The following is a 20,941-nucleotide window of genomic DNA, read 5'->3' as shown; positions in this document are numbered from 1 at the left end:
AGGGATTAACGCGCCGCAATAGTGTCTTGGTAAACCTGCACATAACGCTTAGCCACCTGGGGGGCGCTGAAAGCATCAGGCAGGGTAGCGGCCACCTCCTGCGCGCAGCAGGCGGCTGTGCGCTGAGCCAACTGCTCCAGGGCCTGGGCCCAGGCTAGCGGGTCACGCCCACTAACCAGGGCACAAACCGCCGGATCAAGGAAATCTGTGTGACCCCCATAGCTGCCGGTAACCACCGGGCGGCCAGCGGCAATAGCTTCAGCGGCGCCCAGGAAGAAAGTCTCCCCACTGGTGGGTACTAAGAACATGTCGCTGTCACTAATTAGCTGGGGGATCTGCGCGGCAGGCACCTGGCCCAAGAAAGTAGCATCCACCCTTAAAGCGGCGGCCTGCTCACGGCACTGCTCCAGTAGTGGGCCACTACCAGCCCAGGTCAGCTTAGCTTTTAAGCCAAGGCCAGAAAGCTGATGCAAAATCTGCAAAGCCAGCAGCGGGCCTTTACGCTCAATTAACCCGCCCACGCCCACTAGCTTTAGCGGTGCGTCGGGGTGCAGCGAGCGTGGGGGAGGGGTCAAAGTTTGCGGGCGCACTACCTGGTTAGGCACCACCACCAGGGGTTTGCCGTGGCGGTAAGGGCGCAAATGGTTAGCCAAAAAGTTACTAACCGCCGTCACCGTGTCGGGTAGTGCCTGCGCATTTAGTAGCGTATGCACGCCCCGACGTATAAACGGGTTGGTGTAAGTGGAGGTAGCGCCCGACCAGTGCTCGGTATGCACCCAAGGCTGGGCTGGGCGGCGCAGCATATAGGGAAACAATGCCGAAATAGCCTGCGTATGCACCACATCGGCGCCGGCAGTTAGCTGCTCTAGGCGCGCGCGGGCGCGGGCCAGTGAAAGCGGGCTAGAAACCTTCAGGGGCACCCGCAGCGTGGGCACACCCAAAGTATAGGTGCGCTCACGCCCATCATCTAAAGCGGGAGACACTAAATGGATTAGCTGCACCTGGTGGCCTAAAGCTGCCAGGGCGGCAGCATCTCTGGCCACGAAAATACCTGAACCTGGATTTACTTTGGTGGGTAGCCAGGTGGCCACCATGGCGATACGCATAATCTGGCTTTTATTCGGCTAGTAGAGTTACTTGGCTAGCAGGGGTTACTTAGCTAGCAAAACCTCGGCGACGCGCTCAGCGGCGTGCCCGTCGCCATAGGGGTGAGCCACCTCAGGGGCCGGCTCAGCCGGGCGCGGGCGGCTAGCGGCCTCAGTTAGGGCACTGCCGGGCTCAACCAGGATGTTCCAACCCAGCTGCACGGTCTCCACCCATTCAGTTTGGGGACGCACAGTGGTGCAAGGTACGCGCAGCAGGAAAGCTTCCTTCTGTAGTCCACCGGAGTCGGTAACCACGCCGCGTGCGTGCAGGGCCGAAGCTACCAGGTCAGGGTAGGCCAGCGGGGGGTGTACCAGCAGGTTGCCACGCTTGGCGTACAGGTCAATGCCGTGCTCGGAGCACTTAGCTACCAGGCGCGGGTGAGCTAGCAGCACCACCGGGTGGTCCACAGCCCCCAGCGAGTCAAGAATGGAGGTTAGGCGAGCGGCGTCGTCGGTGTTTTCCGCACGGTGAATAGTAGCCAGCGAGTAGGCCCCCTCAGCCAGATCCAGCTCCTTCATAACCGGGCTGGGCTGAGCGGCAACCTGGTCACGCACCTGGTAGAGCACGTCAGTCATGACGTCGCCCACGATCACGGTCTTGTCAGCTAGGCCCTCTTCAGCCAAGTGCTTAGCGCCCTCCTGGGTGGGGGTAAGCAGCAGGTCAGCGGCGTGGTCAGTGAGCACGCGGTTAATTTCTTCAGGCATCAAGCGGTTGAAAGAACGCAGCCCAGCCTCTAGGTGGGCTACCGGGAAGTGCAGCTTAACTGCGCTAAGCGCACCGGCCAGGGTGGAGTTGGTGTCGCCGTAAACCAGCACCCAGTCAGGCTGGTAACGCTCAAATACCTCATCCATAGCAGCTAGCATGGCGCCGGTCTGCACCCCGTGAGAGCCTGAGCCTACCCCTAGGTGCACATCCGGGGCAGGAATACCTAGGTCCTTAAAGAACACGTCAGAAAGCATGGGGTCATAGTGCTGACCGGTGTGGACAATTACATGCTCAATTCCAGCCTTAGCGAAAGCGTGGGCGACCGGGGCGAGCTTGACGAACTGGGGGCGAGCCCCGACTACGGAAATAACGCGCATGACTCCAGTTTAGCGGGGATAATGCGCCTGAGCCGAGATACCGGTGGGGTTTATTCACCTGGCTATATAAGTGTAGGTGCTTAAACAGTAAGATTGCCTTATGCCTACTATGGTTTATCACGCCCCCTACGCTCTAAATCGGCAGGCCACCTCTGCCTCCGGGATTCGCCCTGTGCGCATGTATGACGCGTTTAAATCACTTGGCTATGAGGTGCTGGACGTTACCGGTGATGGCCGCCGACGTCGTCGGGCCATTAAAGCCCTAAAAGCACGCCTAGCAGCCGGGCAGAAAATCGATTTTCTTTACTCTGAGTCCGCCACCATTCCCACCATGCTCACCGAGCCGCGCCACCTGCCGCCGCACCCGGTTTTGGATGTGGAGCTATTTGCCCTGGCGCGCCGCTACCAGATCCCCTCGGGGCTGTTTTACCGCGACATTTACTGGAAATTTGGTGACTACCGCGAGCGCGTAGGTGAGCCCATGGCCACCATTATGAGCGCGGTCTACAACTATGACCTGTCTTGGTATAAGCGCTATGTGGATGTGCTTTACCTGCCCAGTATGGCTATGGGGGCGCATGTGCCCATCTTCCCAGCCCAGCGTATGGCGGCCTTGCCGCCAGGCTGTGAACTGGTGGATAGCGCCAGCCCCAATAATGGGCAGTTGAACCTACTTTATATTGGCTCGGTTTCTGGTCACTACCAGCTGCACGAATGCGTGCGAGCGGTGGCGGCCACGCCCGGCGTGAATCTAACTATTTGCACTCACCAGCAGCAGTGGGAGCAGATGCGCGGTGAGTATGAGCCGCTCATGGATAGCTCGGTGCAGGTGGTGCACCGCAGTGGGGCTGAGCTTGAACAGCTTTATGACAATGCTGATGCTTGCGTGCTGTTTGTGCAGCCTGACTCGTATCGTGAGTTTGCGGCGCCGGTTAAACTTTTTGAATATTTAGGCCACGGTAAGCCGGTGATTGCTTCTGCAGGTACCTTGGCAGCCCAGGTGGTAGCCGATAATGAGGCCGGCTGGGTGGCTCCTTATGGGGCTGGGGTGCTGCCTACCTTACTGAGTCGTCTCCAAGCTAATCCACAGGAAGTAAACAAGCTGCACCGGCAGGCTAAGGCTGCAGGTAAGGCCAACACCTGGGCTCAGCGCGCCCAGCAGGTAGCTTTTGAACTAGGACAAAAGGGGGCTAAAGCGTGAGTGATCAGCAAGCCGGCATGGCAAGTCAGGCGCACCAGCCTTTTGCCGACAAGTTAGCGCGTGCTAAGGCTAAAGGGGTAACTCTGGCTACCCGTATTCATCTGCCGGAGGCGGCTGCGGCTTCTTTCAGGCTCGACGGCGTAGAACGGGCTTTGCGGCGGCTAGACATTCCGGTGCGGGTACTTACCAGCCAGCCCCCAGCTGATGGCCCTAAACCTGAAGATCCCCAGGGCGTAAGCGTTAGTCGCTGGCCGGTGCTGCGCGATAAGTCCGGCTACCTGCGCGGCTATGTGCCCTATATGTCTTTTGACCTGCCCTTGTTTGGCCGTTTGCTGGCGGCTAAAAAGCCGGCGGTGTTGCTGGTAGAACCCCCGCCTACTACCGGCGTGGTGGTGCGTGCGGTAACTACGCTGCGACGTATCCCTTACGTGTGGTATGCCCCTGATGTGTGGAGTGACGCCACGGTTTCTACCGGGGTCAGCCCGGCGGTGGCTAAGGCTGTGCAGCTGATGGAGTCTTTCGCAATGCGGGGGGCTAAGGCTGTGATTGCGGTTAACGACGGCGTCGCTATCCGGGCCCGTCAGCTGGGGGCCCGGCGTGTTGAGGTGGTTAATAACGGTATTGACACTGACCGTTTTACCCCGGTTTCTGGCCATATTGGTGCGGCTCATGGCGTTACTGGCCCCTACTTTATTTATGCTGGCACGGCTAGTGAGTGGCAGGGGGCCGATATTTTCATTGAGGCTTTTAAACAGGTACGTGCCCAGGTCCCCCAGGCGCAGCTGGTTTTCATTGGTAAAGGTTCGCATTGGCCGGTGCTAACTGAGCTGGCTGAGCAGATAAACGACGCTTACTCCGCCCAAACCCCGGCCGCCTTGGTGCTGCCCCCGCAAGATCCCCGCTCGGCTGCGGCTTGGCAAAGTGACGCGGTGGCAGCGCTGGTGTCGATTAAGCCCGGTCAGGGTTACGACTTTGCTTACCCCACTAAGGTGCTTTCGGCTTTGGCCTGCGCCACCCCGGTGATTTATGCGGGCCTAGGCCCGGTAGTTAAGGAGGTGCGTAGCCAAGATCTGGGTTGGGCGGTTGATTACCGTGTGGACGACGTGGCCCAGGCTATGCTGGCCGCACTCAAACGTGCCCAAAGCCCTCAGACTCCTAAGTGGCGCCAGCAGCTACGCAAGTGGGTGGTGGAAAATCGCTCCCAGCGGGCGGCTGCTGATGCCGTAGCACGGGTAATCGTGGATGTGATCCGTTGATTGCTAACTGGCTGCCTACCTTAACCACCCTTCCGTCCCTGCTATTGGCTTTGTTTGGGACGGGCTGGGTGTTGGCGGTATCAGCTGGTTTGCGCGGGAGTTTGCGACGTCTGGCTTTGGCGCCGGCTTTCTCTTTTGCGCTCTACTCTGTGCTGGGGGTGGTGGCGGCCCGGGCGCATTTGCACTGGGACTGGAACCCGGTTATTAACGCCACCATTTTGTGTGCGTTGTTGATGCTGTCTTTGCGCTGGGCTTTGCGGCGCTGGATTGGCACTGACCCAGCTTCAGTTACTCGTGGAGATGGCGCGCTAGACGGCTGGAAAGAGCAGCTTAGAGCTGACGCCTCCCTAATTGGGGCAGCAGTGGTTACCTGGCTGCTTAGCGCCTTTCCGTTCTTCTATGGTGGGGCCAGTGACCGGCCGATTCAGCTAGGTGATGCGCTTTACCACTACAACCAGGTGTGGGCTATTACTAACACCGAAAACACCTCTATGTTTTCGGCTAACCAGCGTCTATTTGGGCTAACTGAGGCCCACAGTTTCTATCCCACGGTGTGGCACCAAATTGTGTCTTTGGCCTCTCCTTCCTGGGAAACTAATGTGGCCACCACCAACTCCCTGATTGCTTTGGTGGCCCTGCTGTGGTGCATTTCGATTGTTTATTTGAGCCGTGAGCTGTTCACTGACCATCCGCTGGCTCCCTATGTTTCTTTAGGGCTAACTGCCCTGATCCCGGCGTTCCCCTGGCTGCTAACTATTGATAAAGCCATGTGGCCCTACTGCCTAGCAGTGGCGGTATGCCCGGCGGTGGCCGCCTTTATGCTGCAATGCGTACACCGCTGCGGTTTTAGCTGGCGCAGTGGCCATAAGGTGCTGGGGCTATGCGCCCTATTAACCCCACTGCCGGCGGTTTACGGGGTGGCGGTAGCTCACCCCTCAGCCCTGGTGGTTTTGGGCTGGCCGCTGGTGATTTTGGCCTGGGCCCGCACCGGTTTGGAAGGCTACCGGATGGTGGCTGGCGGCAAGTACCTGCGCGGTGGGGCCCTGTTGGCCCTAGCTTTTGGTGTGGTTATCGCGGTGGCGGTGGCAGTGTTTGTGCCCGGCCCTTGGTATGACTACATCCACCGGGGCACGGTGCGTGACTGGAACTATTTAAGTGCCAAACTGCAATCTTTGCCGCTGCTTTCCTACGGCACGGTAGGTCAAAATCTACTTACTCCCATCCACTGGGTGCTGGCTTTCTTGCAGCTGGCGGGAATTTACACGGCTTTCCGCTACTGTAAGTACCGCTCCCTGGTGGTGGCGTGGCTGTGCTGCCTGCCGCTAACTTTTGCCACCATGGCGCCTATCCCGGTGCTAACTGAGCTGACCGGGGTGTTTTACAACAACCCGCTGCGTACTGAAGCCATGTCAGCTATTGCTTTAATACCGCTGCTCACCTTGGGTTTCTTGGAGGTAGCTAAACGCATTAGCCTGCATGGGCGTGAAGTACTGGCTGCTGCCGGAGCGGTTTTCTTGGCTGCTACCGGTCTAAGCGCACCGTTGCTGCTGGGCGATACCCGCCAGGTGTTTTTCCCCAACACCTCAGACTCTAACTTCATGGTTTCTGAATCTGAACTGGCCATGATTCACCGCCTACCTGACGTACTGCCACGTGAGGCGGTAGTAATTGGTGACCCGGTAAGCGGGGCAGGCTTACTGCCCTTTATGACCGGTCGGCGTAGCGTGTGGGTGTTTGCCGGCACTAAAGCTGAGGACGTGGACGGCACCTACCTGCTTAAAAACTTCCGCAAGATCCACACTGACCCCAAGGTATGTCAGCTGCTGCGTAAACACGGCATCGACTACTACTACCAGGATGTAAACCGGCGTTTTAGCGGCTACAACACCTCCCAGTACCGCAGCGGCCTATATGGCGTGGTCACCTGGACTGGTTTCACTAAGATAGCTGCCGCCTCTGACGGCTCCGCCGTGCTGTGGCGCATTGATGTATGTAACCTGGGCCAACGCCCAGTAGTGGCTAAAACTCTTAGCCCCGCAGACCCCGAATGGGAGCCCAACGGTATCCCAGATCCCCAGCCGGGCGTTAAATATGATCACTGGCCCGGTGCTCAAGAACTATAGGACACCGATGAGTAAATTAACTGACACTCTAGTTAAAGCTGGTTATGTGGCCGCCAACCAGGGCCACGGCGCCATTTCGCGGATGCTGTGGAAGGGGGCAAGTATGGGAGACCAAGCGCGTTCCCAGGTACTGCTGGATTTGTCACGCCTAGAGGCAGACCCAGATGGCTCCTACCAGGAGCTAGCCCCCAATTGGCTAGAGCACGCTAGCGTCCTGCTTGAACGCGCCGGGGCCCAAGGCGACGCCGCACAGGTTTTAGAGGCCCTGAAACTGATTTTCCACCCCACCATTGAGCAGGGGCTTAACCATTCGCCTATTGCTGAGATGGACCCGCGTCTGCGTAATTACCTATTTACCTCCCCAGTGGTGGCGCGTTTGCGCGGCGACGGCGCCATAGTGGAGCCCGCTCAGGTGGCCACCACCGGCGTGGATCTGCCTTGGGCCAAGGCAGAGGGTAACCAGGTGGTAAGCGCCCATGTGGTGCAGGCTCAGCGTCCACGCGCTGAGCATCTACTGGTGCTTACCGACACAAACTTCAACTTTATGGAGCCAATCATTGGCTACTGGCCGCAAAAAGCCCAGGTGCGTATCCGCCAGCTGGGAGACGAAGAACTAGATTTTTGCTCAGTCCTGCAAACCATCACTGACCGGCTAGAAAACCGTGACACTGAGGTTCCAGAATTTTTACGTAAAGATCTACAGTGGGCTGACACAGTCTATGTGGAGTGGGGCAGTGCCCTGGCCGCGCGTCTAAGCGGCACGGATTTAACTAGCGTAGGTAGCCCGCGTCTACTGGTACGGGTTCACAAATTTGAGGCATTTACTATGATGCCGCTGCTTACCCGTTGGGAAAACGTCTCTGACCTAATCACCATTGCCCCGCCGGTGACGCGGGCACTGACCTCAACCGTATTGGGGGTAGCTGAGCGCACCCGCATTAACTATGTTCCCAACTGTATGGATTTGGCTTCTTTTAAGCTGTCCAAACTCCAGCCGGCTGCATACAGCATCATGCTGGTGGGCTATGACCGCCTAGTTAAAGACCCCGCTTGGGCCCTAGATGTGCTTGAGCAGCTGCGCCAGCTTTCTGACAAACCCTGGAAGCTTACCTTAGTGGGGGAGGCGCCCACAGCTGGGGGTAGCTATTGGGATAGCTTCAACCAGCGCTGCCAGCAGCTGGGCGTGCAAAGCTTGGGTTACCGCAGCGATATGCCCGAGGTTTTGCGTAAAGCTACCGTGATTTTGTCCTCCTCTATGGTTGAAGGCGTACATATTTCAGTGCAGCAAGGCGCTGCTTCGGGCTGCCTGCCGGTAGTGCGTAACTGGCCGGGCCTGGCCAGCCTGGGTGGACCCGAAACTATTTACCCCGCTGACTGGGTAGTGGACAGCCCGCGTGCCGCAGCGCAACGCATCTTGGATAACACCAACGAGTCTGGTTTAACTAAGCCAGAGGTAGCTGAGCAGGCCAGCCAGTGGACGCTAGCTAACCTTGACGCTCAGGTGACCTTGCCGCTGCTAGACCAGGTAGTGCTAGGAGGGTCGCAGTGACAAAAAAGCCCCTAGTGCAGGTAGTGATCGCCATCCACCGCTATGAGCGTCCTATTGAACGTGCCGTAGCCAGTGTGGTTGAAGGCAACACCACCAATGGCGCAATCGTGGTGGTGCACAATATTGATCCGCAGCCTATCCGCCAACGCCTAGAACAATTTGGCTCCCGCGTACAGATCCTGACCTGCACAGATGGTATTCCTTCGCCGGCTGGCCCACTGAATACCGGCCTGGAGGCCGCTAGTGCCCCCTACGTAACCGCTATGGGCTCAGACGACTATTACCAAAGCGGTGCCGGTAAAGCCTGGGCTAAATACCTCAAAGCCAACCCCAGCGTCGACATTTTGATCCTACCCACCCTAGAGGCTGCTACCGGCACCCTAGACTTACCCCCGGTGCGCGTGGGACGCCGTCGTTGCCTAGACCCCGTTAAAGACCGCCTCACCTACCGCACCGGGCCACTGATGCTGGTACGCACCGAGCTACTAAAGCGCTACCAAATCCGCATGAGCTCAGGTCTGCGCACAGGGGAGGACCTGGCCTACTCCAGTCGCCTATTTATGGTGGCCCAGCGTATCGACCTGCTGCCAGCTAGCGAACCTAAATACATTGAGGCCGACGACGGCGGCGTGCGGGTCACCTCCACCCCCTTCACCATTGAGCAACAGTGCGCAGGGGTTGCTATCGTAGCCAACTCCACCTGGGCTGAGCAGCTAAAACCCGCTGCCCGCCAAGCCCTGGCCGTGCGCCTGGTGCGTAAAAGTATTCTGCCGGCAGTGGCCAAACACAGCCACGATCTAAGCCCGGACGATGTTGACTACCTCTACACGCTACTAACCAAGGTGCTTATTCTAGCCCCGCGCTACTATCAGGTACTTAGCCGTAACGAGGCGCGCCTGGTTGACGCCTTGATCATTGCTGGCGGTGAGGGCGTCAGCGATGATCAGCGCCAAACTCGCCTACTGGGTGCGCGCCAAGCCGCCGCCACCTTGAACCAAGGCGGCCCGGCTAATACCGTGGCTCCGGTTAGCGCGCGCGGCTGGTTTAGCCGTCAAAGCCGCGTAGCCCATTGGGGTGCGCGTAAACTAAACCAATTGCTAGATACCCTCAACCGGGGAGACAAATGAAACGGCTGATAGACGCAATTCGCCAGCTAGTACCCTTGCTGCCGGAGGGTACTAATAGGTTCTTGTGGATATACATGGTATCCACCTCAGCTTTGGCGATTTTAGATACGGTTGCTTTAGGTCTACTGGCCCTGATGCTCACCCCCATGATCAAGGGTGAGGCCATGACCATGCCACTGCTCGGCAAGCTTGGCCCCAGTAACTATCCTTGGCTGCTGCTAGTGGTGTGTGCGCTGATGATTTTGAAAGCCATTTTGGCTTTGGTGATTCAGTGGTTCGCCACCCGTCGCTTTGCCAGCTACGAAATGGTGGTTGGTGACGAGCTTTTTAACGCCTACATCCGCGCCCCCTGGACTGAGCGGTTAGCGCGCTCGACGGCGGAAATCGTGCGTATGGCCGACGTGGGTATCGCCAACACTATCTCCGGTGTGCTGCTGCCGGCGGTGAGTTTACCCCAGCAGATCGTCAGCTTTATTGCGGTAGTGGTGGTGTTGCTGGTAGCACAGCCCTCAACCGCCCTCATCACCCTGGTGTACCTGGGACTGGTAGCCATGTTCATGAACCTGGTGGTTTCCCGCTCAGCCGTGGTGGCCGGACGAGTAAACATGCGCTACTCGCTGCGCATCACCAAACTCATGACCGAAATGGTCTCCTCCCTTAAAGAAATCACCCTGCGCGACAAATTCGCTGATGTTTCACGTGTAGTACACGAAAACCGTGAACACTCCACCCGGGCCCGCGCCAACATCCAGTTCCTCGGGGCCGTGCCCCAGCGTGTAATTGAAGCCGCCATGGTGGGTGGATTCGTGCTGGTAGGGGCCGTGGCATGGTGGAGCCAAGGCACCACCGGGGCGCTTAGCGCAATCGCCCTATTTGGTGTGGCCGGGTTCAGGATCATGCCCACCATCGTGACCTTCCAGTCAGTTATGACCACCACTGCCAACTCCCTGCCCCACCTAGAGGCGGTGCTGCGCGACATCAACGACGCCAAGCGCTACCAGGAAAACGCTGAAGACCTAGGCACCCAGCAGCTACAGGGCGAACCTGACGCATTGCGCCTAAAAAACATCACCTTCACCTACCCCAGCGCCCAAACCAGCGCCGTTAAAGACCTAAGCCTAACCATCCCCATGGGCTCCTCCGTAGGTATTGTGGGCACCTCCGGCAGCGGTAAATCCACGCTAGTAGACATTATTTTGGGGCTACTAGTACCCCAGCAGGGCCAGATTTTCATTGGCCAGCAAAACATGGATGACGTGCTAGGTGCCTGGCGTAAACGCGTCGGTTACGTCCCCCAGGAAGTTACCCTCTTTGACGCCACCATCGCCCAAAACATCGCCCTGACCTGGGGCGATGACTATGACGAAGAGCGCGTAAAGCGAGTCATTGAAATGGCCCAGCTCTCCCAGGTGATCGCCGGGCGGCCAGAGGGCATCAATGAGCGTATCGGTGAACGCGGCCTGGCCCTCTCCGGCGGTGAACGCCAGCGTCTAGGTATCGCCCGCGCCCTATACTCCGACCCGCTGGTGCTAGTGCTAGACGAGGCCACCAGTGCGCTAGACACCAAAACCGAGGACGCCGTCGCCAATGCCATCTCCCAGCTGCACGGCCAAGTCACGGTGATCTCAGTGGCACACCGCCTATCAACCATCCGCCACAACGACATGATTTGTTTCATGCGCGCCGGTGAGCTCAAAGCCAGCGGCACCTTCGATGAGCTGGTAGAAAAAGAACCCGAATTCGCCGTACAGGCACACCTAGCGGGCTTGGCCTAAGGAGCAGATATGAGCAAAAAACTACTGATTATCTCGTTTTCCCCCATTGCTCGCGACGCGCGAGTACTTAAACAAGTGCGCCTATTCAGCCCCAAATATGAGGTCACTACCTGCGGCTTTGGCCCCGCCCCCGAAGGCGTCAAACGCCACCTAGAGCTAACCCACGCCACCTTGCCAGGCAAAACCTGGGATGCGCTGCTAGAGCTAAAAGCCTACAAAGCCGGCTACTGGCTAATGCCAGACGTACGCAACGCCGCCAAAGCCCTCAAGGGCCTCAAATTCGACGCCATCCTAGCTGACGACATCGACACCGTGCCGCTAGCCCTCTCCCTACGCCCACGCCTAGGGGTACACGCCGACATCCACGAATACTTCCCGCGCCTACAGGAAGAACAGGCCCCCTGGGCTAAGCGTATTGGCCCCTGGTACCTGTGGCTATGCCAGCGCTACCTGCCGCGCTGCCAGTCAGTCACCACCGTTTCCAAGCGCATCGCGCAGGAATATGAGGTACAAACCGGCGCCAAAGTAGGGGTAGTCACTAACGCCACCCCCTACTGGCAGCTAAACCCAACCCCGGTAGCTGAGCCCATCCGCCTAGTGCACTCAGGCACCTCCCACCGCGAACGCAACATTGAAGCCATCGTGGACGGCGTCATCGAGGCCGGCAACTGCACCCTAGACCTATACCTAACCCCCAACGACCCTGAGCACCTAGAACACCTAAAACAGCGAGCCCAGGAAAACAGTGCCATCACCGTGCACCCGCCAGTGCCCTATGCGCAGCTAATTGAAACTCTAAACGGCTACGACCTAGGGGTACACCTACTGCCGCCCATCAACTTCAACTTCGCCAACGCCCTGCCCAATAAGCTCTTTGACTTTGTACAGGCCCGCCTAGGCGTAGTGGTAGGCCCCAGCCCCGAGATGGCCCGCATCGTTGAAGAAGCCAGCTTAGGCGTGGTGGCGCCAGGCTACAGCGCCAGCGACCTAGCCCAGGTACTAAAAGGTCTAACCAAAACCCAAGTACAGGAATTCAAGGCCGCCTCCCAGGCCCACGCCCGTGAGCTGTCAGCCGACAGTCAGCTGCTGATCTGGGAGCGTTACATCACCAAAATCATGGGTGAGTAATGCATGTTCTGGTAATTCCCTCCTGGTATCCAGCCAGCCCAGAGGACGTACACGGAATTTTCTTCCGCCAACAAGCCCAAGCCATGGCCGGCGCCGGATTGCAAATGGGCGTGTTGGCGCCGCAAATGCACCCGGTCTATGGGCCCGCCTGGCGCCGGGGCCTAAGCGCGCGGCGCTCGCGGCCACGTGTCAGTCAGGAAGAGGGCCTAAATGTGGTGCGCGTGGATCTGCCGGCATGGTTGCCTAAAGCCCGCTGGATTGATGCCCGCGCCGCCTTTAGCCAGTTAGAGCAGGCTTTTAGGGTCTATGTACGCCGCTTTGGGCGCCCCGATGTGCTGCACGCCCACTCGCTTTACCCGGCAGGTTTCCTAACCCACCTATTGGCTGCCAAATATGGGCTGCCCTGGGTGCTTACCGAGCACCGCTCACTAGGTCACATGCCGGTGCGTACCGGCCTAGGCCGTCGCGCTGAGCAGCAGGTGGCCGCCAGCGCCGCTAAACGCATTGGGGTTTCGCGCGGTCACGCCGATTTTATCGCCCAGCGCCTGGGGGGTCAGTGGGATTATGTGCCCAACTTACTGCCGCCCGAGCTGGAGACAGTCACGGTATCAGACCACAGCCATAAGCCCCTGGTGGTGGGGCATTTGTCGGTGCTGGATCCGGTTAAACGCCCTGAGCTGGTGATTAAGTCCTTCGCTGCCGCCCAGCTGGGGGCAGATGCCCAGCTCATAATTGGTGGCCCGCTAACTGATGAAATTGAGGCCAGTCTGCGTCAATGCGCCCGCCAGGCGGGAGTGGAAAAACAACTGGAACTGCCGGGCATGATTACGGATGTGGCCGGCTTTAACCAACAGCTAGACGTATTTGTACTGCCCTCAATCACCGAATCTTTCGGCATGGTGCTAATTGAGGCTCTGGCTACGGGGGCGGCTTTGGTGGCTACCGACACCTGGGGTGCCAATACGGTCATTAGCGACGGCGACGGCGTCGTCGTAGATAGCGCGGACCCAACCGAGCTGGGGGCTGCCATAAAGCAAGTCTCTACCTGGCCGCGCGATAAAGCTGGACGCGAGCGCAGACGCGAAAGCTGCCTGAGTCGTTTTGCTTTAGGCGCATTTGCTGCCAAGTACAAAGAGATTTACGCCGTCGCAGCTGCGAGCACACATGCTTAAAATAGATAACAGCCTGAAAACCCTAAACAGTGAGGAAAACCGGATGCGCATTGCGGTAGTCGCTCTAGGAAAGATTGGCCTACCCCTGGCCGTACAGTTTGCTAGCAAGGGTCATGAGGTGATCGGGGTTGACGTTAACCCCCGCACCGTAGAGCTGGTAAATGAAGGAAAAGAGCCCTTCCCAGGTGAAGCGCACCTGGCTGAGAAGCTAGCTGAGCTGGTGCCCGCCGGTCGTCTACGCGCCACCACGGACTACGCTGAGGCTATCCCCGGGGTTGACGCAGTAGTGGTGGTAGTGCCGCTGTTCGTCAACGACGAGACCTGGCAGCCTGACTTTGGCTGGATGGATGAAGCCACCAAGTCCCTGGCCGCCCACCTAACCCCCGGCACCATCGTCTCCTACGAGACCACCTTGCCTGTGGGCACCCTGCGGGGCCGCTTCAAGCCCATGATTGAGCAGATCAGTGGCCTAGAAGAGGGTCGCGACTTCACTTTGATCTTCTCTCCCGAGCGCGTGCTCACTGGCCGCGTCTTTGCGGACCTGCGTCGCTACCCCAAGCTGGTCGGTGGCCTAAGCGAAGACGGTACCCGTCGCGGTATTGCCCTGTACCAGCAGCTGCTGGACTTTGACGTGCGTGAAGACCTACCCAAGCCTAACGGCGTGTGGGACATGGGCAGCGCCGAGGCCGCCGAAATGGCTAAGCTAGCTGAAACCACCTACCGTGATGTAAACATCGGCCTGGCTAACCAGTTCGCGGTTTACGCCGACAAGATCGGTGTGGACGTGCAGCGCGTAATTGACGCTTGCAACTCCCAGCCTTACTCCCACATTCACCGCCCCGGTATCGCGGTAGGTGGCCACTGCATCCCGGTTTACCCGCGCCTGTACCTGTCCACTGACCCCGACGCTTCCGTGGTGCGCACTGCCCGCTCCTTCAACGCCACCATGCCCCAGTACGTGGTAGACCGCGCCAAGGAGATCCTAGGTGACCTGACCGGCCTGCGTGTAGTGGTGCTGGGCGCCTCCTACCGTGGCAAGGTTAAGGAAACCGCTTTCTCTGGCGTGTTCCCCACGGTTGACGCGCTGCGCGCTGCCGGCGCCCAGGTGCTGGTGCAGGACCCGATGTACACCGATGAGGAGCTGGAAGGTTTCGGCTGGCAGCCCTACCACCTAGGTGAGAACGTGGATGTGGCCATTGTGCAGGCTGACCACCCCGAGTACAGCAAGCTGACCCCGGCTGACCTGCCGGGTGTGCGCCTGCTGCTCGACGGCCGCCGCGTCACTAACCCGGCATTATTCGTCGGCGTGCCGCGCATCACCATCGGTGGTGGCGAGTAAATGCTGACAGTTATCGGCTCTGCGGTCTGCTTCGCGGCGCTGATAATGCTCCCTGGCCTCGGGCTGGCTCGGTTAACGGGCTGGCGCGGGGCCAGCGCCCTGTCTATGTCTGTGCCGCTGGGCCTGGGGGTGGCGAGCCTGGCCCAGGTGGGTTGCGCGGCGGCAGGGATTCACTGGTATCGCCCCTTTAGTCAGCTGACCGGCCTGGGTTGGCTCTCTAGGGTGCCGGTTCTGGGGGCGCTGCCAGCGGGCTACTGGCTAATTTTCCTGGCTACTGCGGCGGCGGCAATTGTTTCACGTGGAACCTGGCTTTTCGCCCCTAAGCGGGCTTGTGTGGGCAAGATCCGCACCCGCTTGGCTAATGCTTCAGTGGCTAATGCCTCAGTGTTAAGCGCTCTGGTGGCTGTGGCCCTGGTAGCCACGACGACGCTGGCTCTGTTTGCTTTTGGCCTGCCTGATTGGGGGGCGCCCGCCCAAGCTTTTGACTCGGTGTTTCACCAAAGCGCGGTAATGGCTATTCGTAACGCTGGTAATACCTCCCCATTTGGGGGCCTAAATTCTCTCTATTTCACCGATAAAAGCGCTTATTATCCCACCTTGTGGCATTGTTTAGTGGCACTGATTCCCGGTAATGGTTCAGTGGCTAGCTTGGCTGCGGTCTATGCCTGCCTAGGGCTGCTATGGCCTTGCGTGCTGCTGGGGTTAGTGCAAAGTGCCTTTACTCGCCCACGCCCCTGGGCTAGCGCCGCCTTGGTGGTAGCCGGCTGCCTGGCTACAGGTCTGGGCTGGACAGCCATGACCTCACTGGCAGTGTGGCCCTACGGTCTATCGCTATTGACGCTGCCCGGTGCCTTGTTGGCCTTAGCGGCCCTGGGCCAGCGCCTACAACTACCTGGGCTTTTAGCTGGCACAGTGCAGGCGCCTAAAACCTGGTGGCCTTTAGTGTTTAGCTGCCTGCTAGGCACTTTTGGGGCGCTGATGGCTCACGGCACGGCCGCATTCAATATGGCCGTGCTAATGGCCCCCACCTTAGCTGTGTGGATCTGGCTGGCTTTGCGTGCACTGCCGCGCAAACTAGTGTTTAGCCTGTTGGGTTTAACCGCTGCGCTGGTGGCTGGGGGAGCCTGGGTTATGCGCGCTACTTTAAGTGCTATGGCTGCCTTTGAGCGCCCCGGCGGCATAGGGCTTGTGGGGCTTTTACAAAGCCTAACTGACCGGGGCATGTATGGTCCTACCGCCAACGCCAATGTGCTAGCTGCGCCGCTAGTGGCAACTGCCGTGCTAATTGGTGCCTGGCAGGCCTATAAGCAGCGACGCAAACTGCTGCTGGGCACCTGGGCGCTAGTGTTGACGCTGATTATGCTAACCGACGGGCCTAACTGGATTGGTCGCCTAGTTGGTGCCCCCTGGTACACCCAAAAAAGTCGTCTACAACCCTTAGCGCTACTGCTGTGTCTGCTACTGATTGCCGGTGCTATTGAGTGGCTGCTAGCCAAGGGTAAAAAAGTGTTTCTGCGCCGCCCCCTAGCGGCTACGCTGGCCCTAGTGCTGCTGGGGGCCGGCGGCGTCGTCGGCATGACTAACGGGCATATCCGCCAGCTGCAGGGAGTCTATTTAAGCGGGCATATCGACTACGGCACAATCTTGTCCGACGACGCCCGTATCCTGCTGCAACGCTCCGCCACTCACATGGGGCCGGGAGATAAGCTAATTGGCGCTCCTTCGCGCGGGGAAACCTATGCCTGGCCGCTAGCTAATGTGCGCGTCATGTACGCCACCCGCGCCGAGCCCAGCCAAACCTCAGCGGAAGCCAAAATCCTTAAGGCCTACCTCTACTTTGGTCCAGACTCACGCTCGTGTCAGCTGCTACGCAGCTACGGGGTAACCCATTACCTAACTGAGGACGCCCACTCTAACCTGTGGCCCTATCGCGCCGGGCCCCTGGCAGATGGGCGCGCCCCACTGCGCTGGGATAACTCGCTGGTGCGCTGGCCTACCGACACGATGGAGCTAGTAGATCAGCAAGGCGGGGCCTACCTATACAAGCTGCGCTGCTAGTAAGGGGGCGGCTTACCCCTGCTGCGCCGAATTGGTTCGCCTGGCGTGCTCCTAAGGGCTGCGCCGCTAAAGGCTGCGCCGCCAAAAAGTCCCCCGAGAGTTCTGCATGAATGAACTGCCTCCCGGGGGACTTTGCTAGTTAACTAGGCCTTGCTCACTGGCCCTGAGCAGCGTACTTGGCCTCAACCTCAGCCTTGAGCGGACGCCACCAGGCCTCGTTGTTGCGGTACCAGTCAATGGTGGCCTGCAAGCCGGAGCGGAAGTCAGTGAACTTAGGCTGCCAGCCCAGCTCCTCAACCAGCTTGGAGTTGTCGATGGCGTAGCGCAGGTCGTGACCGGGGCGGTCAGCAACGTGCTCGTAGTCGCTGGGGTCGTGGCCCATGAGCTCCAAGATCAGCTCCACAACCTCCTTGTTGTTCTTCTCGCCGTTAGCACCAATGAGGTAGGTCTCACCAATATGGCCCTTCTCAATGATGTCCCATACGGCGTCGTTGTGGTCTAGTACGTGGATCCAGTCACGCACGTTCTGACCGGCACCGTAGAGCTTGGGGCGCACGCCGTCGATCAGGTTAGTAATCTGACGCGGAATGAACTTCTCAATGTGCTGGTAGGGGCCGTAGTTGTTGGAGCAGTTAGAGATGGTGGCCTCAACCCCGAAAGACCGCACCCAAGCGCGTACCAGCAGGTCAGAGCCGGCCTTGGAGGAGGAGTAGGGGGAGGAGGGGTTGTAAGGAGTGGTAGGAGTGAACTTAGACGGGTCGTCCAGCTCCAGGTCACCGTAAACCTCATCGGTGGAGATGTGGTGGAAGCGGGTGCCGTGGGCGCGTACGGCCTCTAGCAGGGTGAAAGTACCCACCAGGTTGGTCTTGATGAAGGGGGAGGGGTCACGCAGAGAGTTGTCGTTGTGGGACTCAGCGGCGAAGTGCACCACCACGTCGGCGTCTGCAACTAGCGGGTCAACTGTGTCGCGGTCAGCAATGTCACCCTTAACTAGGGTTACCTTGTCGGTCACATCCGCTAGCGACAGCGGGTTACCGGCGTAGGTTAGCTTGTCTAGGACCGTGATCTTGGCGTCAGGGTGACGCACCAGGGTCTGGTGTACAAAGTTAGCGCCGATAAATCCAGCACCGCCGGTAATTAGAACGTGCATGGGCTTTCACTTTCTATGCCTGGGAAAACATGCGGAATATGTCAATAATGCCATATCTCGCATGACTCGTCTCTACATCACTAAAGCTGACGTGCTTAAAGCTGATTGGTAAACTACCAACTATGGCGAAAACTGTCTTGGTAACTGGTGCTGGTGGCTATATCGGACGCCACGTGGTGCGAGCCCTACTCGCGCGCGGGCTCGACGTAAGCGTGGTTGACCTGCGCTTAGATGAAGTAGATCCGCGTGCTCGCCGCGTGGATGTAGACCTATTCAACGCTGGCGAGGATATTTACGACCAGCTTGGCCGCCCCGACGCAGTTATTCACCTGGCTTGGCGTGACGGTTTTGTGCACAACTCCCCGGCCCATATTGATGATCTACCCAAGCACTACCACCTGATTGAAAACCTACTAAAGGGTGGTCTAAAGCAGATCGCAGTTATGGGTTCCATGCACGAGGTGGGCTACTGGGAGGGCGCCATCGACGCCGACACCCCCTGCAAACCGGCTTCTCTCTACGGTATTTCCAAGAACTCCCTACGCCAGATCACCTCCCTGCTAGCCAGCCAGTATGGTGCGCAGATGCAGTGGATTCGTGCTTACTACATTGTTGGCGACGACGCCCACGGCTCCTCAATTTTCTCCAAGCTGCTTGCTGCCGCTAATGAGGGTAAAACCACCTTCCCCTTCACTACCGGCAAGAACCTGTACGACTTCATCTCCATCACCGAGCTGGCCCGCCAGATCTCCGCAGTGGTAGCCCAAAACCAGATCGACGGCATCATCAACGTCTGCACCGGTAAGCCCATGAGCCTAGCCGAGCGGGTAGAGGCCTACATCCACGAAAACAACCTGGGTCTAACCCTGCAGTATGGAGCTTTCCCTGACCGTCCTTACGACTCTCCCGGAGTGTGGGGAGACGCCACCAAGATCGCGCAGATCCTGGCGCTAAGTGGCGAGAGCCTGGAGGCCTGAGTGAAACGCGCTGGTATTTTCCTGTTCTATGACCCTGAAGGCAAAGTAGACGACTACATCCTGGGCTGCTTGGGTTCACTCCAGCAGCACATGGACTACCTGCTGGTGGTGTCTAACTCGCCCCTGGATGAGACTAACCGTAAGCGTCTAGAGTCAGTCTCTAGCGAAGTTATGGAGCGCAAGAACGTCGGTTACGACGTCGGCGCCTACCGTGACGGTCTACGTCACCTGGGCTGGGACCATATGGGCGACTATGACGAGCTGGTGCTGTTTAACTACACCTTCTTCGCCCCCATCCACCCCTGGGCTGGCCTATTTGAGCGCACAGACAAGTGGGACACCGACTTTTGGGGCATCACTGAACACGATGAAGTACGCCCCCACCCCTTCCTACCTAAACTGGTTATGCCCCGCCACATCCAGTCTCACTGGATTGCGGTGCGTGCCAGCCTGAGCACCACTAAAGACTGGCGCACCTACTGGGAAGACATGCCCCCAATTGAGTCCTACAACGACTCTATCCAGTGGCACGAAAGCCGCTTCACCGGCTACTTCAACGCCCTGGGCTACCGCCATGAAGTGGCCTACAACGTAGACGATTACCCCTCAGCTAACCCGGTGTTTGATAACGCCAGTTTGCTACTGCAAGACGGTTGCCCCATCCTTAAGCGCCGCAACCTGTTCCACAATCCTTTGCACCTAGACCGCTTTGCGATTATTGGCGCGGACATGCTGGAGCAAGCCCGCTTGGCCGGCTATGACACGGATTTGATCCTGTCTAACCTGGCACGCACCTCTAAGCCCCGCGACCTGGTCACTAACGCTGGCCTGACCTGGGTGGTGCCCCAAAGCGCCAGTGAGGAAACCTACGCCGCTGCCGCCAAGCAGAAAGTTTTGGCTGTAGCCCACATTTTCTATGCCGATATGGCTGAGGAAATCCTGCAGCGCCTATCGGTGCTACCCAAGGGCTACTATTTGGTGGCCACCACCTCTAATGAGGAAAACCAGGCCCAGATTCGCGCCGTCATGGAGCGCTACGGGGTTGAAGGTGAAGTGCGCGTAGTGGCCTCCAACCGGGGCCGCGACATTGGCGCTTTCCTGGTTGACTGCAATGACGTGCTGTCCAGTGGCAAGTGGGACATTGTGGTCAAGATTCACTCCAAGAAATCCGTGCAGGATGACTACAACGCCGCCCAGCTGTTTAAAACTCACCTGTACGACAACCTGCTAAATTCACGTGCGCATGTGGCCAATATTTTGGCTGAATTTGCCGCTCACCCTGCTCTGGGGATGGTGCTGGCGCCGCTGCCGCACATGGGTTACCCAACTATGGGTCACGCCTGGTTCACTAACCGTGAGCCTGCTCAGGCTGTGGCCAAGCGCCTGGGGATTAACGTCCCCTTCGATAAGGACATGCCCCTGGCCACTTATGGCTCCATGTTCATTGCTCGTCCCCAAGCCTTAGCCAAGCTGGTTAACGCCGGTTTCAAGCCCGAAAACTTCCCCGTTGAGGGCGGCTATAAGGATGGTTCTTTGGCCCACGTGCTAGAGCGCCTAATGGCCTACGCTGCCCTGAGCGAAGGTTTCTATGTGCGCCCGGTACTAGCCCCCAAGTGGGCTGAGGTTTACTACGGCTACTTGGAGTACAAGCTGGCCGCAGTCTCATCCTTCCTACCTCCCTTCACTATTGATCAGGTTCCCTACCTTAAAGCTCACGGCGGTCCGATACCCAACGTGTTGGCAAGCATCAAAATCAACATCATGTTGCGCCAACCCAAGGTAGGCAATGCGCTTAAACCCGCGTATCGCTTAGTTCGTAAAGGTGCCGCGACTGTACGTAAGCTACATCGACACTAAG

The 20,941-nt window shown here is 58.6% G+C and carries 15 protein-coding genes; 12 read left to right on the top strand and 3 right to left on the bottom strand.

Annotation, left to right across the window (positions count from 1 at the left end):
• Positions 1-5: 5 nt before the first annotated feature.
• Together HMPREF0045_RS04280 and wecB are read right to left on the bottom strand one after the other, a co-directional pair.
• Positions 6-1,106: a glycosyltransferase family 4 protein gene (locus tag HMPREF0045_RS04280; RefSeq protein ID WP_005985866.1), complete on the bottom strand. Its 1,101-nt coding sequence runs from the start codon at positions 1,104-1,106 to the stop codon at positions 6-8.
• A gap of 45 nt (positions 1,107-1,151) precedes the next feature.
• On the bottom strand, positions 1,152-2,228 hold the full coding sequence (wecB, locus tag HMPREF0045_RS04275; protein ID WP_005985864.1) for a non-hydrolyzing UDP-N-acetylglucosamine 2-epimerase: 1,077 nt from the start codon (positions 2,226-2,228) through the stop codon (positions 1,152-1,154).
• 100 nt (positions 2,229-2,328) lie between these two features.
• Between wecB and HMPREF0045_RS04270 the strand changes: the two genes are divergently transcribed.
• Genes HMPREF0045_RS04270 through HMPREF0045_RS04225 form a run of 10 tightly spaced genes read left to right on the top strand, consistent with a single transcriptional unit; the run spans position 2,329 to position 16,956 of the window.
• Entirely contained in the window at positions 2,329-3,429 is a 1,101-nt protein-coding gene (locus HMPREF0045_RS04270) for a glycosyltransferase (RefSeq protein WP_040315704.1), read from the top strand.
• Positions 3,426-4,685 carry a glycosyltransferase family 4 protein gene (locus HMPREF0045_RS04265; RefSeq protein WP_005985861.1) on the top strand — a complete coding sequence of 420 codons (1,260 nt, stop codon included), beginning with the start codon at positions 3,426-3,428 and terminating at the stop codon, positions 4,683-4,685. The genes HMPREF0045_RS04270 and HMPREF0045_RS04265 overlap by 4 nt, the downstream gene beginning before the upstream one ends.
• Positions 4,682-6,808: a DUF6541 family protein gene (locus tag HMPREF0045_RS04260; protein ID WP_005985859.1), complete on the top strand. Its 2,127-nt coding sequence runs from the start codon at positions 4,682-4,684 to the stop codon at positions 6,806-6,808. The genes HMPREF0045_RS04265 and HMPREF0045_RS04260 overlap by 4 nt, the downstream gene beginning before the upstream one ends.
• Positions 6,809-6,815: 7 nt before the next feature.
• Positions 6,816-8,357: a glycosyltransferase gene (locus HMPREF0045_RS04255; RefSeq protein WP_005985857.1), complete on the top strand. Its 1,542-nt coding sequence runs from the start codon at positions 6,816-6,818 to the stop codon at positions 8,355-8,357.
• Positions 8,354-9,484 carry a glycosyltransferase family 2 protein gene (locus HMPREF0045_RS04250; protein ID WP_005985855.1) on the top strand — a complete coding sequence of 377 codons (1,131 nt, stop codon included), beginning with the start codon at positions 8,354-8,356 and terminating at the stop codon, positions 9,482-9,484. Before HMPREF0045_RS04255 ends, HMPREF0045_RS04250 begins: the two co-directional genes overlap by 4 nt.
• The gene (locus HMPREF0045_RS04245) at positions 9,481-11,259 is read left to right on the top strand and encodes an ABC transporter ATP-binding protein (protein ID WP_005985853.1); all 1,779 of its coding nucleotides are present in this window, start codon (positions 9,481-9,483) and stop codon (positions 11,257-11,259) included. Before HMPREF0045_RS04250 ends, HMPREF0045_RS04245 begins: the two co-directional genes overlap by 4 nt.
• Before the next feature lie 9 nt (positions 11,260-11,268).
• The gene (locus HMPREF0045_RS04240; protein ID WP_005985851.1) at positions 11,269-12,387 is read left to right on the top strand and encodes a glycosyltransferase family protein; all 1,119 of its coding nucleotides are present in this window, start codon (positions 11,269-11,271) and stop codon (positions 12,385-12,387) included.
• Positions 12,387-13,559: a glycosyltransferase gene (locus HMPREF0045_RS04235; RefSeq protein ID WP_005985849.1), complete on the top strand. Its 1,173-nt coding sequence runs from the start codon at positions 12,387-12,389 to the stop codon at positions 13,557-13,559. The genes HMPREF0045_RS04240 and HMPREF0045_RS04235 overlap by 1 nt, the downstream gene beginning before the upstream one ends.
• A gap of 43 nt (positions 13,560-13,602) precedes the next feature.
• The gene (locus HMPREF0045_RS04230; protein WP_040316026.1) at positions 13,603-14,898 is read left to right on the top strand and encodes a nucleotide sugar dehydrogenase; all 1,296 of its coding nucleotides are present in this window, start codon (positions 13,603-13,605) and stop codon (positions 14,896-14,898) included.
• Complete coding sequence (locus HMPREF0045_RS04225; protein ID WP_005985846.1) at positions 14,899-16,956, top strand: DUF6541 family protein; 2,058 nt, start codon at positions 14,899-14,901, stop codon at positions 16,954-16,956.
• A 154-nt stretch (positions 16,957-17,110) separates the two neighbouring features.
• Here HMPREF0045_RS04225 and rfbB read toward each other — a convergent pair whose 3' ends face one another.
• On the bottom strand, positions 17,111-18,106 hold the full coding sequence (gene rfbB / locus HMPREF0045_RS04220; protein ID WP_005985844.1) for a dTDP-glucose 4,6-dehydratase: 996 nt from the start codon (positions 18,104-18,106) through the stop codon (positions 17,111-17,113).
• A 122-nt stretch (positions 18,107-18,228) separates the two neighbouring features.
• On the opposite strand from rfbB, the gene HMPREF0045_RS04215 reads away from it, so the two are divergent.
• The gene (locus HMPREF0045_RS04215) at positions 18,229-19,083 is read left to right on the top strand and encodes an NAD-dependent epimerase/dehydratase family protein (RefSeq protein ID WP_005985842.1); all 855 of its coding nucleotides are present in this window, start codon (positions 18,229-18,231) and stop codon (positions 19,081-19,083) included.
• Positions 19,084-20,940 carry a rhamnan synthesis F family protein gene (locus HMPREF0045_RS04210; protein ID WP_005985841.1) on the top strand — a complete coding sequence of 619 codons (1,857 nt, stop codon included), beginning with the start codon at positions 19,084-19,086 and terminating at the stop codon, positions 20,938-20,940.
• Position 20,941 lies beyond the last annotated feature (1 nt).

This window comes from Actinomyces graevenitzii C83 (genome assembly GCF_000239695.1).
Classification (GTDB): domain Bacteria; phylum Actinomycetota; class Actinomycetes; order Actinomycetales; family Actinomycetaceae; genus Actinomyces; species Actinomyces graevenitzii.
Note: the sequence above shows the minus strand (reverse complement) of the source record. Positions and strands in the feature narration are given on the sequence as shown.